Origin of the sequence: Nostoc paludosum FACHB-159 (assembly GCF_014698835.1) — a bacterium.
Classification (GTDB): Bacteria; Cyanobacteriota; Cyanobacteriia; order Cyanobacteriales; family Nostocaceae; genus Nostoc; species Nostoc paludosum.
Genome location: NZ_JACJTU010000005.1, coordinates 72,690 through 89,624, shown reverse-complemented (window position 1 = coordinate 89,624; position 16,935 = coordinate 72,690). Strand labels below are relative to the sequence as shown.

Below are 16,935 nucleotides of genomic sequence, written 5' to 3'. Positions count from 1 at the left end.
ATCTTAATAAGATTAAGGTCTAAAAGGACAAGCAAGATAAGCTTTAGCCTTTTTTATTACAAAGATTTACATAGTTTAGTTTAATTAAGCTGACTCACTTGTCCATAAAAATCTAAAACGATGATGCTCACACTTAGATATAGTTTGATACGATTTTTTGTAACAATAAAAACATAATTTCTTAATTTTTTATATTTCTTTTGAGGGGTGACTAAGGAATCTTGGGATTGAGTCTATCTTTTATCAATGAAGGCAGGAGTTAGGGGGCAGGAAGCAGGAGGAAAACTGACCCCTAACTCCTGCTCGTACCGTCAGGACAAGGTGAAACACCGCACCAAATTAAAAATTTGGTAGCTCTTATTCAGGAGGGGTCTGAATCCCCTTCTGAATAAAAACCTTCTGCCTTCTGCCTGGTTATTGAATCTCGACTTCGCTCGATTACCGCGTAGTCGAAACACTGCCTCCTGCCTCCTGCCTCCTTCAAGACGTTTGGAGCCATTAGTACTTTTTCACGACATTCACTCTTTGAGACACTGCTGAGAAAGACAGCGAACGGCGATTCATCCTATATATAGAAGCAATGGGCTTTCTTGCCGTCTTTTGTAAATGACTAATGTAACAAAATCAACATTTAGTCTTAAGTATTTTAATACAAATGTATTTCTTGAGACAGATGACTCAGAGCATTATTCTATAGTTAAATCCCTGAGTGTGTAAGTTAAGATAAATTAAGAAAATGAATTCATGAGTAAAAATTTGCTTATTCCAGCCATGCTTAGCTGGGCAGATTCATTTATGTTGATAATCAAAGGCTCTACACTACTACCGTATTTCAATAAAAGGCTACGCGTAGCTTGCTTTTTTGCGGAATATGTGTAATTCAAAATTCTCAAAGCTTATTTATAGCAGTTCCCAATCAAATGAGGTACAAAAATTTGTAGAGGAGCAAAGCTTTGCGGCCCTACCCTGTACCTCACTAGAACGGGGAATGCTATATAAGTTTTTAGCAATTTTGTAGCTTGTTTAAAGTAGGGTATGGTTGGTGTACTTATGTCGTTGGGTACTAGTTAAATCTGATATTAGAGTTTAAATATAAAATATCTTTTTAACTTAGTAGAGATAAGATTTCTCAACTCCTATCTCAATAAAGTATTTTGACAAATCTTGATTAGATTTGCCCAAATTTGATATAGACATAAAAAGCTTTTTAACTCAAAAATCAACTCCAACTATCTAGGTTGTTTGAGGAAGTTAAGTGAAATTGTTCACTTTTTATAGGTTTTGTTGGTATGATAAGTTTTGTAAAGTTCATGATTAAGTGTATCTAATCTGCAAATTACTTTGATTGTCAGCAGCCTAAAGTGCACTAGGGATTTAGGGAGATTGAGATTGCTAGCTCATTAGCAGCTATGGTGCTGATTGATTAAAAGGAGCAAGTTAAAGATATGAATTCTGGCGATCGCACATTGACTACATCCAACACACATTGGCCTCAAGAGCCAGAAGTACAGATGAAGTTTGCTCACTTCCTAATAAATAGCACTGTAGATGCTGCTTTTTGTTTAGGAGAAAACGCACAGTTTCTTTACGTCAATCATGCTACATGTAGGATGACTGAGTATTCCCGTGAGGAACTACTTTCAATGACACTGGCTGATATAGATGTAGACTTTTTTCTACACAATTGGTCAGATATTAGAACGCAAAATTCCCTTACCTTTAAATCTCGTTATCGGACAAAGAGAGGTCGAATATTTCTAGCAGAAATATCCATTACTTATGCCAAAGATCAAGATCTAGAATTTAGCTGTGCCTTTGTTCGTGAGAAAGCTGATGAAATAGTAGAATTAAGCGTACAAAAGTGGACTGATGGATTAAAGGGCACTAAAGAGTATTTACAACAGGAGATTTCTGAACTTAAGGCCAAAGAAATAGAATTAGAAGCATCTCTATCTTTACTTCGCTCTACCCTCGAATCTACCGCCATTGGGATTGTTGTAGTTAATTTTGAGGGAGATATTCTGAGCTTGAATCAGAAATTTATAGATATGTGGCAGGTTCCAGAGTCTCTAATACTATCTAAAAAATGTCCTCAATGCAAAACATTTTTTGAGAACCAACTTAAAGATCCACAAGCTTTTAATCGGCTAGTTTGGGAAGTATCTAGCCAATCTGATTTCGAGAGCTATGACATTCTAGAGTTAAAAGATGGGAGAGTCTTTGCACACTACTCTAAACCTCACGTGCTTGAAGACAAAATTATTGGTAGAGTCTGGAGTATTTGGGATATTACTGAATCTAAACGAACAGAAGAAGCATTACGGCTCAATGCAGCTAGATTTCGGACTTTAGCAGAAACAACAGATGCTAGCACTTTCTTAATTCAAGGTACGCGGCTTTGCTACATAAATCCAGCAGTAGAACAACTTACGGGCTACACAAAAGAAGAACTATTAACAGGCTTTGATTTGCGCCGACTAATTAAGAGCAAAAAACGTAGACAGGTGCGTAACCAGACTGAAGCAGCTAAATTTGAATATCAAGAGATGAATATTCTCACAAAAAACGGCACGGAACGCTGGTTAGCTTGTGCAGTTGCAACCTTGGATGGAGTCCTGGATTTTGATGGAAAACCAGTTGAAATGATTGCAGGTATTGATATTACTGATTACAAATATGCACAATTAAACCTTAATCAAGCTTTAGAAAAAGCAAAACAATTAAGCGAACTCAGAGCCAGCTTTCTTTCTATGGTTTGCCATCAATTCCGTAATCCGCTGAATATTGTTTCATTTTCAAATAGTTTACTAAAGGAAGAAGTAGACAAACGTACACAAAAGAAAATACAACCACTACTCGATCACATTCAAAAAGCGACTGAAGAACTCGGACAAATGTTAGATGATATTCTGTTCTTCTCTAAGGCAGAATCAGCAAAACTAAATTTTGAACCAAAGCCGCTTGACTTAGTTAAATTTTGTAATGATTTAGTTGCACAAATACAGATGAGTGTCAACCCAAGTCAGATAAATTTTATAAGTCAAGATAGTTCTCTAATAGCTTGCATAGATAAAAAACTATTAGAACCAATTTTGAAGAATTTGCTCGATAATGCAATTAAGTATTCTCCCTCGAATCCAGTAGTTGAGTTGAAGTTATCCTGTAATAAAAAGAAAGTAATTTTTAGTGTAAAAGATAGAGGGATTGGGATTTCGCTAGGAGATCAACAACGACTATTTGAGCCATTTTTTAGAGGTAGTAATATTGATAATATACCTGGTACTGGGCTGGGGCTATCGATTATTAAAACTCTTGTAGACTTACATCAAGGTCAAGTTTTTGTAGAAAGCGAACTTGGTGTGGGTAGTACCTTTACTGTGATGTTGCCAGTACTTAAATGAAAATTCACCAATTCTAAGTTATGAATGTTGAAATCGAGATAATTATTATTTAATGTTTCAAAATTTATAGCTGTTAAAAAAGGAAATTAATCTCATTTATCTTTACACATCAAAATAAAGAGTCTAACAATTATCGATTGCAAAGAATTATGGTGAGGGGAAATGATGTACCAATCGTCAAAGAAAATTCTCGTTATCGAAGATGATAACATTACCCGCAATCTTTATTTAAAAGGTCTGAATGCTAAAGGTTTTGATACGATAGGTGCTGATAATGGTCATGCTGGTATTGAAAAAGCACAAGAGCATGTACCCGATTTGGTAATCTGCGATATCACGATGCCCGATATGGATGGTTATAGTGTTCTCACTGCGCTACGCCAAAATCCTCTGACAACAATTATTCCCTTAATTTTTCTGACTGGTAGTAGCACCAAAGCAGATGTTCGCAAAGCTATGGAATTGGGGGCAGATGATTATCTTACCAAACCCTCTACACTAGATGAATTGCTCAGAGCGATCGCTAGCCGACTGCAAAAGCAAGCTAATCTCCAATACTGGTGTACAGTTCAATTTGAGACACCTGCAAAATCAATATTTGTAGATGATAATACTACAGCGATCGCCAAAAATTCTAATGTTGGCGTTGGCGGAGCCTCTCGTAGGGAAACCTCTGGTAGAGAACACTCTCCCACAGAAGACTCTTGTCAAGATATTATCTTTACAAAATCCATCTTTCCTCGCATTCCCCAATTAAAAGAAGTTTTCGACTTCATCGAAGCCCATTATCATCAAGGAATTACTTTGTGTGATGTGGCTGAGGCTGTTGGTTACTCACCGGCTTACTTAACTAACCGAGTAGCAAGGCAGACAGGAGAAACTGTTAACTCTTGGATTGTTAAACGCCGGATGGCAGGAGCGCGTTTCTTACTGCAAAATAATAACCAGACCATAGAGAAAATTGCCAAAGCATTGGGCTATCAAGATGTATCTCATTTCTCCCGCCAGTTTCGCCAACATCATGGCTTACCTCCCCAGGCTTGGCGCAAAGAACATCAGGCTGTATCAGAAAAAGAGTTAAAGGTTTTTGAAACGGTTACTCATTGAAAACCCAAGTTGCTTGTAGACTTTAGCTTTGACACGCTATTACATAGGTTTCAAAAATTAAGTATGATATCATGTCCGACTAATCATTTATGATTATCGCATCTGTGCAAAAATCCCAAAAGCCTTTTCCCCCTGCCCTCTAAATGATAAGTCTTTAAACGGATATGACAGGAGTCTTATATAATCTGAATTTATGGCGTTGCTGAATCAGAATATGAAATGCCAAAATTACCTTTCCTTTTCTTTGTACCTTTGCGCCTTTGCGACTTTGCGTGAGACAAATTCATATTTTCAATCAGCAACGCCGAATTTATTAATTGCAAATTTTTCGCAGCTTTAACGACGTACTCCTGCATACAAGAAAGCTACGCGTAGCATCTGGCAGAGAACGAGCGTCATTGCCAATTGCGTAGCTTCCTTTTCACGCCTTGGCGACTATTACAAATTGCGAATTCATATTAGGTTAATGGTTTTTCAACGTCTTCCTGCGTTTCTGTTGCAACCTGTTCTAATCGTGCAGACATCATTTGTTTTTGTTGTTCTTGTAACCAAGCTTCAAACAGTTCATTCAGTAAGCGGGCTTTCATGCTTTCATCCAATTGTGCAGGGATAAATTTTTCTAGCCGCAAAATGACAAACCATTCAGCGATGCGAGTAGGAGGTAATATTTGTCCTGGTTGACTGCTAGAGAGCATTTGCACCATCACTGGATGCAGTGCATTAAGTTCTACTGGGCCTACTAAACCGCCAGTTTGGGCTTCTGGGCCGAGTGAATATTCCCGTGCCAAGTCAGCAAAAGAGTTTTCTTTTGCTTGAATGCGAAAGTAAAGTTCTTGGGCAATTCCCACATCCTGGGTTCGCAGTAGGGAATAAATTACTTTGTCGAGTTTTGCCTTGGACTGAAAAAAGTACGCCTCCAGTTTATTGCCCCAGGTGGCTTGCTTAAATTTTTCAATTTTCAGTTTTCTAGTGGTAACCGCTTCTAGTTGTTCATAACTCAGACCCTGACGTACCATCCAAGCTTGGATGTCTTCTTCATTTTTCAACTGTTTTTCAGCGTAAAATTGCTGTTTAGCTTGGGCTACTTCTTCAGGTGTCAGATCTATTGCCACATTGGCTGAGCGTGAGGTTTGCTCAATTGCCTCATCCACAATCAATTCCCGCTGCAATTGTGGCAGCATTTGGTAACTAGCTAGTAAAGAAATCAGTTCACTAGCTGCGATTTTACGATTACCGATTTGGAGCGCTTCAGTCATTAGCTTTAATGTATTTTAAAGAATATCTTGTTTGTCAAAGAAGCTATGCTGTAGCCGATTCACTGGAAACTTTTGCCTTAGTCCCACTAAATCAAGTACGTTAAGCTCAATTTCAGAATAATTAAATAGTAATTTGCTAACATACTTAAAAATATACAATTTCTATAAGTTTTTATCAAAGATTCTACGTAAAAACTACCAGATTATAAACAAGAGGTTAAAACGCATCTAGTATTTTTCAGATTTTGTTAAGATTTATTAAAGATTTTCACAAACGGAAAAAGGCAGCATTCTATATGCTGCCTTTTTCTATGAGGAATTTACGCATTTCTCAGACAAAGAATCGAACGTCTACAACGACTCTAAGTAGCTCAGAAGGTCTGCCATTTCTTGGGCGCTAGGCTGGAACTTTGGCATTGGGGGCGTGTCGCCACTAATGACTTGGTGAATCAGTCCATACCGAGACTTGTGCTTCGATACAGCTTGCAAACTAGGCCCCACTCGCCCATCTGCTTCCAAGCCATGACAACCAGCACAATTAATTTGAAAGATAGCGTGTCCTTGAATTGGGTTTCCTGTTAGGGACAAAACGCTCTTGACATAAGGATCGGAGGCTTGCACCAAGTGAACGCCAAAAAAGCCCAAGGGCACTGCTAGCAAGATGGTCAGCACCAATAAAATGATGCGCTGAATCAAAATTTCGGGTTTGGTAATCTGATTATCCAAAAGGTTTGCTGTAAAAGTTTAGGTGTGCTAAAAAGTTTTCATTTCCTACACATAGCTTAAAAGTTCTTGATTGTGTCTGCAAGCACACCAAGACATTTTAATCTGGATAGTCGGTCTTGCAAAAGACTCTAGGGCGGAGGATTCATACCAAATTTGGTAAAATCAAAAGCGGGAAACAAATATTGAAGAATTGCATAGGAGACTTACAGTGGTTGAACCCCTGCTCTCAGGTATTGTCCTTGGTCTAGTTTTCGTCACCCTTGCCGGATTGTTTTACGCTGCTTATAAGCAATACAAACGCCCCAACCAGCTGGGAGGCTAGAGTGATTGTTGAGTTAGGAGTGGTGGGGTGATAGGGTGGTGGGGTGAAATTCTCTCCCCATCTCCTCATCCCCCCATCTCCCCATCCCCCTGGCTCCGAATTCGGTAGAAAGTAAGTGATGTGTTGCCGTAAGCTTTCTGGCGGCAAATTTCCCAAGTGGGAATCTCTGGCGATGTCCAATCTTGTGAAGCGTGTTCAACTGCAATTTCGCCGTTAGGATCTAAAAGTTGATGCTGGGCGATCGCTACTAAAACTGGCTCATACAATCCGCTGGCATAAGGTGGATCGAAGTAGATCCGATGGAATTGTTTGCCTGATAACGTTTTTAACTGCCCAATAATATCTCCCCGCAGTACCCGAAATTCTTGTTCGGGATTAGCTACCTGTTGCCAATTTTGCTCAATTGTGGCACAGGCTCGGCTGGATTTTTCGATTCCCACTACTAAGGCGGCTCCTCTACACAAAGCCTCTGCGCCCATTGAACCAGTACCAGCGCACAAATCTAGCCAGTGGCAACCTGTAATTTTTCCCTGCCAAATATTAAAGACCGCCTCCCTTACTCTAGCACTAGTAGGCCTAGTCTCTTTACCTGGTAAAGTTTTTAGCTGGCGATTCCCGTAAATTCTCAGACTCATCGATCATTCGGCATGGGGCATTGGGTATTGGGCATTGGGAATTCTAACGATCATTTTCATTTATTCATAAATGACTCATGACAAAAATAATTATGCAGGAATTTTTTCCCGTACTTGAGCAACAAAATTAGACAAGATTTGCAATCCAATATTAGAAGATTTTTCCGGGTGAAATTGGACAGCCATCAGGTTTTCGCGGGCGATGGCAGCTGTTACAGTTTGAGTACCGTGGGTGACGGTTGCTGCACGAATTTGCTCTTCTATTGGATCGACATAGTAGGAATGGACAAAATACACCCAAGGATTTGACGGCAAATGCTCCCACAAAAGACTTTTTGGCTGAGTCACTTGCAGTTGATTCCAACCCATATGAGGAATAGTAATATCTGGTTCGGGACGAAACCGCCGGACTTTTCCTTTGATAATTCCCAGTCCTGGTTGGATACCTTCTGCACTTGATTCAAAGAGAATTTGCAGTCCCAAACAGATGCCCAAAAAAGGTTTGCCGGATGCGATCGCATCTTTGATCGGTTGTTCTAAACCACGCGATCTTAAATGTTGTACTGCGGGATCAAATGCTCCCACTCCCGGCAAAACTATTGCATCTGCTTGTTCTAATTCCTTTGCAGAATAAGTAACATTAGGAGTTGCCCCGGCTTTTTCCAAACCTTTGCAGACTGAGTGCAAATTTCCCATCTCGTAGTCTACGACCGCAATCACTGGCATCTACCTGCTCCTTGTAAAATTATTATGGAGGGTTTTTCTATTCTAAATAATATTCCTATTGTAAATAATATTTGTTATGCAGAAAAGAATTCTATTAACTTCTTTTGACACTTGGCTGAGGGATCAACAATCAAATTCATCTGATGATTTATTAATAGAAGTTACGAAACTTCAGGTGATTCCCCATGATTTAACTTTTTTGCGGTCGTTACCCGTAGATGTGCAACAGGCCAGTTCTCTGGTAATTGAAAAAATCAATGCAATCCAACCTGATTACATTATCTGTTGTGGCATGGCTGCCAGTCGCACAAAATTAAGTGTGGAATTAACCGCCACCTCTGGTGAAAGTGTTTTGCACACAGATGTTGATTTAGAAAAATTAGTCGCCGAAGCAGTGGCAATTGACATTAGCCACGACTGCGGTAAATTTGTTTGCGAAGGTCTTTACTATTGCGTCTTAGACTACCTAAAGCAAAAACAATTACCAGCGCGTTGTATCTTTGTTCACGTTCCGGTTCTCAATGGAGAAAATTTGAGTGGCATTGTGGCTGATTTCTTATTAATTATTAACAATCTGGCACTTTCATCAAGTTGTTAGTGTCTGTATGTTCAAAGTGTTACCTAAGTATATGTTGCCGTTTTTACTAATTTCTCCCATAGCCCAATCGACACCTGTTACAGCACCGCCTCAAGAAGTGGTGCAATCACAGCAAGTGCGCCCTTTACCAGGTAAGTTGGATACGGTGCCAACTTTTAACAGTAATAGTCCAGAATTAGTTTTAAAAGAAGGAATTTTACTTTCAACTTTTCCACCAAAAGACAAAAAATTTCCTACAGCACATCTAAATTTTCCCTTTCGAGGAAGATTTGATATTTTTGCTCATCATGTAGCTAGAGCCGAACCACCAGAAAATTTACGTTCTCTTTATCTGGGGATAATGTTGCATAACCCTACTTCGCAGTTGGTGAAGGTAAATATTTTGCAGGCAGCGAGTTATTTAAGCCAACCCGATGCACCATTTATTGAGTTACCATCCTTTACCCCAAATCCTTTAGGAAAAATTTTTGCTGGCCCAGGCGATCGCGTGATGACTGATATATTAAGAGGACAACGACAAAATATTTTCCCTGCCCAAATTGAAATTCCACCAGGGCAAAGTCGGATGTTACTAAATTTACCAATTCCGGTGCAGGGATTGACGCCGCCTCTCAATGGTCGGTCTACTTTGATACGGTTGCAAAGTAATGGTACTGTCTATGCAGCTAGTCTAGCTATGTTCGCCCCTACAAATTCTGATGGTGGCGAACGTGCGCCGACTTTGGAAGAATGGGAAAATTTACTAAATAATGGTGATTTAGCTACTCCACGAGATAAAACCCCCACTCCTTTAGAAGAAACTGACAAGCCAATAGTTTACGGGCGTGTTGCTGGAGTGGTTGCTGGTACCCAATGGCGAGCCTTATTAGTAGATAATCCTAAAGCTAGGTATTTAACTATTCCCCAACCCGGCCAAATGTTTTCCTACGCTTTGAGTACTCTGCATCGTGGTACCTTAGGAACTAATCAAATTCAAAGTGGTAAGATGCTGGTGCGCTATCCTGACACTGCGTATCGCGCTCATGGCAACTATGGAATTCAATATAGTTTGAAGCTGCCGTTATATAACAATACCCAAAGTTCTCAAACAGTGAGTGTATCAATACAAACTCCCCTTAAAGAGGATCGGTTAGTTCAGCCAGGGTTACGCTTTTTGAGTACACCAGCGCGTCAAGTCTTCTTTCGAGGGACAGTACGGATACGTTATAAAGACGAGCAAAATCAGCCAAAAACAGAGTTTGTGCATTTAGTACAAAAGCGGGGTCAACCAGGAGAACCCTTAGTTTCATTAAACATGAAAGCTGGCGATCGCTCTTTAGTAGAAGTAGACTTCCTCTATCCACCAGATGCTACACCACCGCAAGTATTAACAGTGTCAACTCAAGCTGAAACTCGGTAATGATTAAAAGGCAATAGGCAATGGGCAATGGGCAATAGTGAAGATAACCTGCCTCAATAATCGGACTCCTTGCTCCTAATTTTTCTTATAGAGAAATTAAACATTTAAAAATAGGTAGTAGCCCTTGATACTTGAATACATCCTTTTTAAAATCCCCTAATTTCAACTACGGGGATTCCCCTATTGCCTATTGCCTATTGCCTTCTTGTCTTCTTGCCTATTGCCTATTGCCTATTGTCTTCTTGCCTTCTTGCCTTCTTGCCTCTTCCCTGTTATTAAGTTTTTTTGATAGAGTTTTTCACCCCAAATTTGTGTATTTAGGGTGAACACTTATTCGACTAGATGCGTTGCAATAGAAATAGCAGAATATGACAGGCAATAAAAGGAAGCTATGGCAACGGATCGAACAACCAACCAAGAAAGTGAGTTAAATTCGCTGCATAGCCTTGTTGGAATCCTGATCTTACTGGTAGAAGATGAGCCAGAGATTGCAGATTTACTGACTTTTATTTTGGAAGCAGCTGGCGCAGAGGTGATTGCTTTACCCAATGCCGAACAAGCGTTGGCTTTAGTCGAAACTCTTCATCCCGATATTTTGCTGTCCAATATGAGATTGCCTGGCCATGATGGAAATTGGTTAATTGAGCAAATTAGAGTGCATTCTTGCCAATTTATAAGAGAGTTGCCAGCGATCGCCATTACTTCTTATACACGGGAAGTCTCAAAGCATAAGGCTTTGAATGCTGGTTTCGATCGATTTCTAGTCAAGCTTGAGAGTCCAGAAAAAATTGTAGATCAGATTGTTCAGCTTATATATTCCGAACTTTAAAATATATAGTAAGTCGGCAAGAAAAATTTAATCTATATGAAAAAATATAAATTTGATGTAGGGTGTGTTGTCACGTAGTGCAACGCACCTTGAAATTGTTGACCCCTGAATTATGACTCCTAAATTCTGCTTTATCTGCTAACTTCTTTGAAAACCCTTGGCTGACTTTTGCTGCCCCTTACCCTTAGGCTTAGATTTATTCACTTCTCCTAATGCTTCTTGAAATAAGTTGTGTAGATGTATGGGTACGCTAGCAATTTCTGGTAACTCTGGCTCAATAGGTTTGTTGAATTCTTGCAAAAGTGGGTCTAAATCACTTTCAAGCCGAAAATCTGGACGTTGCAGAAATGTTTGCAACACATTTTCTAATTGAGTCGGATATTGTTGCGCTAATCGATGCCAAATAAAGGCATTAATACTTTTATCTTCAATGTAAAAGCGAATTAATTTTTCAGCGCCTTCAACACTTTGCCAATCTTGTGCTGATAAAATAGTTTGCACCTTAGTATATGTTGGTAAAAACATTTGCCCCCAACGAGGATGAGAAAGAGCCGTGACCTGTTCTGCTTTCTTGAGTTCAGGCGGTAAATCAACTTTGGGCATCACCATTTTGCTATTGCCCTTTTTGTTGTTAAATATCTGAGAAACTGCGTTGGAATCAGCACCCAATTCTGCTGCTGCTGCTTTGATTTCTTCATCGTCAATGCCAGCTTCTTCTGCCACTTCTGCCAGGGATTTAGAAGTATCGATTCCGGCTGCTGCCAAGCTTTTCTCAGTAATTATTTCTTGAAATTCCGCTATTTTTTTATTCAGTTGGTATCCTGGTAATGTAATTTCATCAGTATCAAAAAATTCGAGAAACTGTTGATGATATTTGGCTACCGATTCCCAAGCTTCCTCTAGCAATTCGGGAGCATCGCTGTAAAGATTACTTTTATAGTTTTCTTTGAAATTACCAATTGCTACAGCAAGTTTTGGTTTACCTAATTTACCCATGAGTGTGTAAGGGCCAGAAAATATCCAATAGCTATCGGTAACAGGAGAAATGCGAGTTAGTAAAATCTCTCCAACTTTCAAACGAGATATTGCCTGTAATGTTTGAGGATTGTTTGCCTTGACAATGTAGTGTTTATCTGTTAGCCAGTTGGTTAATTCAAAGCCATCAGGTAGGATGTTAGTGATGGCAAATAAGCCAATAAAACTACGATGCCAACTGTTGATTAAGTTGCGATCGCTCTGGTCTAAATCTGGATGACTTTCGAGAAACAACTCTAATGGTGAGTGTTCCCCGACTTTTCCTTCTGTGATAAAGCTATCGATGATTAAGTCCTGCTGGGTACTATCGCCACTTCCACGGCGCAACTGAGAAGCTGCGTAAGTTTCCAGTGCTTGTGCGAGTTCGCCTTCTGCGTCGAGGACAAAATCAACTAGGGCTTGTTTTAATTCGTGCGATCGTTCTAATATGGCATCCACAAGCTAATCTCTCGGTGCAACAGATGTAAATTATAGCTTTTAACAAAATTGGAACATCTAGCAATAGCTAGATTTATGAGCAAGAATTCAGAATTCAAGTTTTTTATTTAACTATATACAAGCTTAGATATAAATACAAGCTAGATATAAGCTTGATTTTATAATTAAAAATTTGAAAAGCAGATTCTCACATTTTTGGTACTACTGGGATAGGTTGATAGCCAACAAACCAGTTTAAATGAGAAAACTAGACCGCGATCGCTCAATTTCTAATTTTGTCTAAGGTTAAAGTTGGGAATAGTATTTTTTTATTTTCCGGTAGTGATTAAAAAGGGATAAACTATAGGAATCCGCTTTGATTACTGAACTGATTTGCGTAGGAAGGCAATAGGCAATAGGGTTTTAGAAAATGAATGTGTACTCAGTTTTGTTCAAAAATCAAATAGGAGTCCTATAGCAGGCAATTGCTATATTTGTATGAACCTTAAACTGACACAGTATCAACTGAAATTGCACACAAAACAATAATAGGGTGCGTTAGCCTATGGCGTGACACACCCTACATCTGTATTAGTATTGACCTAAATTTATATTATAACTACATTAATTTCACTACAATTCCAGCAAAAAATTAGATTTGGAGGGTGGTAGATGCCAGGATAAATGCAAAATTAAAAATTCAAAAATCCCAAATTAGAGAACTCCAAAAAATAAATTATCCAAATTTCTGGACTAAATCCAACTGTTCCTCCCCTCTGCTCCCCTGCGCCAAGGCGATGGGATATTTTTTTATTTCCAAGTCCCTTATCTTGGGGGATAATACTGCGGATTCATAACTGGAGTTTGATAACTATTTGTAGGTAAAGTATTTCCCATACCATTGGGTACAGGACTAATAATCGGAGCTTGATAACCAGTCATAGGTACGGTGCTTGTGGTGGTGTTGGGTAAAACAGGATTGACAATCTGCGGTTGATAACCGTTAGTAGGTACAGTGGTTGTAGTATTGCTTGGTGTAACTGGATTCTGGCTAAACTCTTGATAAGCAGCACGAGAAATTGAGCTAATGAGTTTTTCGGCGCGGGGGTCGTTGTTGGGGCGTTGTACCATCACAGCAGCCACGTAGCGCTTACCAGTGGGAACAATAATTAAACCTGCGTCTGCCAACATTGTGCCGATATCACCTGTTTTGTGATATACTCTAGCACCTGTTCCCAAACCGGATGGCAACAATGAGTCTCGCTGGGTGCGGCGCAAAATATCCAGCATTAAATCGCGTGATGGCATACTGACTAAATTTCCCTGACTGACAATTGCCATCAAATTCCCTAGTTCCTTGGGGCTAGTGGTGTTTGTCCCTTGCAAATCTGGCAGTTGATTGCGAATGACTGTGGTTGTTAATCCCCAACTGCGGAAACGCTGGTTTAAAGCATCTATGCCTCCCAGTCGGGTAATTAGCATGTTTGTGGCTGTGTTGTCGCTGATGGTAATCATTTTAGTGGCGACTTCCAAAGCAGCATACTGGGTTCCGGCTGCTTTGTATTGCAGATTTCCCGAACCGCCTGCCATCGCCTCCTGCTGCATGGTCAGCATTTCATCAAGGCGAATTTTCCCTGCATCGACATCCTGAAAAAAGGCAATTAAAATCGGGATTTTGATTGTGCTAGCCGCAGGAAAACTGGTAGAGGCATTAATATCTACATAATTACCAGTATCCAAATCTACTAAGAAAACTCCCGGTGTGAGATTTGGGTTGCTGGTGGCTAAATTTTGCACCGTAGTTTTTAAGGGGATGATTTCCTGAGATAAAAGTAGGGTTGAAGATGTCACTGGGGCAGTAGGGGTGGGTTGCGCCTGCGATCGCGTCACATTACTATTACTAGATTGGGGCGCTGAACTTGTGGTGATGCGATTAGCGGGGTCTAATACTGACAAGGCTGTGCCTACGATTGCGCCCATACCAACACCGACAATCAACAAGCGCAGTACATACAATATGGTTTTGGCCATTGGCTTTAACCGTGTCTTACGCGATGAACGCCTGCCAATTTTTGGCTTTTCCATCCGCACCGTTTTAACTGTTGCAACACCCGATTGCGAGGGAGGAATTCTTATTTTCGCACTCGGTATAGGTTTAACTGCTGCTGGCATGAGTAACTCTGATTTTACCCTGCGTGTAGCCGCTGGGGTTTGCCCAGAACCCATGCGATTTTTTGGGCGTGCTAGCGGCGCCGTTTTACCAGCAACAACTTGCTGCTGGCTGTTCGCTTTCACTTTCTTTGGTGCCACTTTTTGAACCTTTTGTGGACGCTGGCGGCGGTTTAAGGGTTGACGCCGCGAGAAAGCTGTTAGTTCGTCACTTGACTCTGACACTGGTACTCCTTGTGACCCACTGGACTGTTTTCTTGCAGACTCCTGACCCAAAACTTAACCTTCAAGCAATATTGATGCTCAAATTCCACTTTGCCACTAAGTAGCATTTTTGTGTTTAGTTTAATATTAAATATTTTGGGGGGGGTGATTGCGTATATATTAAACGAATTATTACAAGTTTTCACTATCCTTGTGAGTTTTAAGTGCCCATTCTACCTGCCGCAAAATCCCTCGCAGCATAGCTACTTCGGCAGTTTGCAGCCCTGCGCGATTATACAGTTGGCGAAATTTTTCCATGCGACTAGCTGCGGTATGTGGGTACAGATAACCAATTTTCAGTAGTAATGATTCTAATTGCTGGTAGTATGTTTCCACAACATCTAAAGGCGCGAGTTCATTTTGGGGTAGGGTTTGAGTTTCTGGTTGCTGGGTGCATTGTGACAATTCATAACAACAGATTGCCACAGCACTAGCTAAATTCAAGGATAGATAATTCTGGTTTGTGGGAATAAAAACAAAGCGCTGAGCGTAATTTAATTCTTCATTGCTTAATCCTCGGTTTTCTCTACCAAAAATTAGGGCTGCGGGTTTTTCTGGTTCCTCCAGTAGCCAGGGTAGGGCAGTGCGGGGGTTTTCTAAAGGTATTTCCCAACTGCAATCGCGACCGGTGGTGGCGATCGCCCTGACACATCCATGCAATGCTTCTGGTAAAGTTGCCACTATTACCGCAGATTCTAAAATTTCTTTGGCATGAACAGCCATTTTTAAAGCTTCTGCCGATAAAGGATCGCATTGGGGATTGACTAATACTAAGTTATTTAGCCCGAAATTTTTCATTACCCTGGCGATCGCGCCGACATTGAAGGGCCCAGCTGGCTCTACCAACACAATTCTTAATCCAGCTAAGCTCATTTTTTGCCTCCAGCGATCGTATTTATATTATTTTAGATTTTGCATTTTAGTGAGTTAAGTTTTGAAATCGTTCAACTTCAAACTTGAGTTTTTGTATAATCGCCAAAATTACCTAAATTAGATTCTTTCTCTGAAGGCAGAATCAATGCCGTTCGCTGTCAGCTCGCATTATGTTAACAAAGCGATCGCTTTCACTTTTACCATAAGGAATTGATTGTACTTGATGGTAGTTTGTAAAAGCGATGGCCAAATGTATTGATATCGCTCAAAAAAAGCAATATCGCTAAGCTAATCGTCATTCAAATTGCATCTCCGTGTCCCCCTGTCCCCGTGTCCCGGCGTCTTGTTGGCGAGTAGAGTTATGCAATTTAAAAGCGCATCAGCTTACTTAACTAAGATACTTTTGGCTGCTGCCATAGGATGAGTTTCAATTCAGAACAGTTGTAAGCTCCATTACTGATTTGGTGTTCATGGTCAACTATCCAATCGTAAATTTGTGCAGCTTTTGTTAATGCCACTTTTTCTGAACGATAAAGCCGAGGAGTCGGGCAGTAAGCTTGGCCATTGATGTGTATAGCTGCAATCTGCCAATAGTCACTGCCTTCACCGTCTGGCACAACGTCCAAAAACCCGTTACCGTAAGGCTGGATTATTCCTATGTTCATCTATAACCATCAAACCTGAAAACAAACGCCATAACAAAACTGATACCAGCCATTCAATCGAGAAAAAGCTGGAATCACTAGGGAATACAGTAGCAACCCCTGTTAATGATTTTGTCTTCGCGATCGATAGAAATCTGAATTCTTGGTCACTTTTTGCCTTAATTCCGTTATTGGCAGCAATAATGGCAAGATGAACTAGGCTAACATAATCCTGGGTCAGGAATACCAATAATTTGTAGGGTAGCACAGTTGTGCTACCCTAACTTGTACGTTATTTAAATGAAAATCACTAGCTATAAGAGATCATTTATAAAATAAATCTTAAGTAGGGGAGCCAGTGCGTTGCGGAGGTTCCCTCCGTTGTAGCAACTGACATTGTGTTACGGCTTTAGCCTAACGCACCCTCTTATATAGCGGTGCGTTAGGCGCTCATCTCATATTTTTCGTGGTAAGTAATCTCAAAATATAAGTAAGTTGGTGTGAAAAAATCAAACTATGTTAATAAAGATTAAG

The 16,935-nt window shown here is 40.1% G+C and carries 14 protein-coding genes; 6 read left to right on the top strand and 8 right to left on the bottom strand.

Annotated elements, in window-relative coordinates; genetic code table 11:
• The first annotated feature begins 1,445 nt into the window (after nt 1-1,445).
• Together H6H03_RS06970 and H6H03_RS06965 are read left to right on the top strand one after the other, a co-directional pair.
• Nucleotides 1,446-3,401, top strand: coding sequence for a scytonemin biosynthesis sensor histidine kinase (locus H6H03_RS06970; protein WP_190954417.1), 1,956 nt, complete (start codon nt 1,446-1,448; stop codon nt 3,399-3,401).
• A 162-nt stretch (nt 3,402-3,563) separates the two neighbouring features.
• The gene (locus tag H6H03_RS06965) at nt 3,564-4,508 is read left to right on the top strand and encodes a response regulator transcription factor (RefSeq protein WP_242057773.1); all 945 of its coding nucleotides are present in this window, start codon (nt 3,564-3,566) and stop codon (nt 4,506-4,508) included.
• A gap of 458 nt (nt 4,509-4,966) precedes the next feature.
• Here H6H03_RS06965 and H6H03_RS06960 read toward each other — a convergent pair whose 3' ends face one another.
• Complete coding sequence (locus tag H6H03_RS06960) at nt 4,967-5,764, bottom strand: peptidylprolyl isomerase (protein WP_190954416.1); 798 nt, start codon at nt 5,762-5,764, stop codon at nt 4,967-4,969.
• 351 nt (nt 5,765-6,115) lie between these two features.
• Nucleotides 6,116-6,490, bottom strand: a complete 375-nt coding sequence (locus H6H03_RS06955) for a c-type cytochrome (RefSeq protein WP_190954415.1) — start codon at nt 6,488-6,490, stop codon at nt 6,116-6,118.
• Between the two features lie 208 nt (nt 6,491-6,698).
• Here H6H03_RS06955 and petG point away from each other — a divergent pair, with 208 nt between their 5' ends.
• Nucleotides 6,699-6,812: a cytochrome b6-f complex subunit V gene (petG, locus tag H6H03_RS06950; protein ID WP_063721252.1), complete on the top strand. Its 114-nt coding sequence runs from the start codon at nt 6,699-6,701 to the stop codon at nt 6,810-6,812.
• Nucleotides 6,813-6,877: 65 nt separating this feature from the next.
• On the opposite strand, the gene rsmD is transcribed toward petG, so the two are convergent.
• A complete protein-coding gene (gene rsmD, locus H6H03_RS06945; RefSeq protein ID WP_190954414.1) occupies nt 6,878-7,447 on the bottom strand; it encodes a 16S rRNA (guanine(966)-N(2))-methyltransferase RsmD in 570 nt (189 codons plus the stop codon).
• A gap of 90 nt (nt 7,448-7,537) precedes the next feature.
• Nucleotides 7,538-8,173: an imidazole glycerol phosphate synthase subunit HisH gene (gene hisH, locus H6H03_RS06940; RefSeq protein ID WP_190954413.1), complete on the bottom strand. Its 636-nt coding sequence runs from the start codon at nt 8,171-8,173 to the stop codon at nt 7,538-7,540.
• A gap of 76 nt (nt 8,174-8,249) precedes the next feature.
• Here hisH and H6H03_RS06935 point away from each other — a divergent pair, with 76 nt between their 5' ends.
• The 3 genes from H6H03_RS06935 to H6H03_RS06925 all read left to right on the top strand — a co-directional run bounded on the left by H6H03_RS06935 (nt 8,250) and on the right by H6H03_RS06925 (nt 10,999).
• The gene (locus H6H03_RS06935; protein WP_190954412.1) at nt 8,250-8,771 is read left to right on the top strand and encodes a pyroglutamyl-peptidase I family protein; all 522 of its coding nucleotides are present in this window, start codon (nt 8,250-8,252) and stop codon (nt 8,769-8,771) included.
• A 31-nt stretch (nt 8,772-8,802) separates the two neighbouring features.
• Nucleotides 8,803-10,170 carry a DUF3370 domain-containing protein gene (locus tag H6H03_RS06930; protein WP_190954556.1) on the top strand — a complete coding sequence of 456 codons (1,368 nt, stop codon included), beginning with the start codon at nt 8,803-8,805 and terminating at the stop codon, nt 10,168-10,170.
• Between the two features lie 391 nt (nt 10,171-10,561).
• Entirely contained in the window at nt 10,562-10,999 is a 438-nt protein-coding gene (locus H6H03_RS06925; protein ID WP_190954411.1) for a response regulator, read from the top strand.
• A gap of 138 nt (nt 11,000-11,137) precedes the next feature.
• Here the strand turns inward: H6H03_RS06925 and H6H03_RS06920 are convergent, their stop codons facing one another.
• The 4 genes from H6H03_RS06920 to H6H03_RS06905 form a co-directional block, all read right to left on the bottom strand.
• On the bottom strand, nt 11,138-12,472 hold the full coding sequence (locus H6H03_RS06920) for a hypothetical protein (protein WP_190954410.1): 1,335 nt from the start codon (nt 12,470-12,472) through the stop codon (nt 11,138-11,140).
• An 804-nt stretch (nt 12,473-13,276) separates the two neighbouring features.
• Nucleotides 13,277-14,845 carry a serine hydrolase gene (locus H6H03_RS06915; RefSeq protein WP_190954409.1) on the bottom strand — a complete coding sequence of 523 codons (1,569 nt, stop codon included), beginning with the start codon at nt 14,843-14,845 and terminating at the stop codon, nt 13,277-13,279.
• A gap of 171 nt (nt 14,846-15,016) precedes the next feature.
• Nucleotides 15,017-15,757, bottom strand: a complete 741-nt coding sequence (locus H6H03_RS06910) for an RNA methyltransferase (RefSeq protein WP_190954408.1) — start codon at nt 15,755-15,757, stop codon at nt 15,017-15,019.
• 392 nt (nt 15,758-16,149) lie between these two features.
• Nucleotides 16,150-16,422 carry a hypothetical protein gene (locus tag H6H03_RS06905; RefSeq protein WP_190954407.1) on the bottom strand — a complete coding sequence of 91 codons (273 nt, stop codon included), beginning with the start codon at nt 16,420-16,422 and terminating at the stop codon, nt 16,150-16,152.
• Nucleotides 16,423-16,935 lie beyond the last annotated feature (513 nt).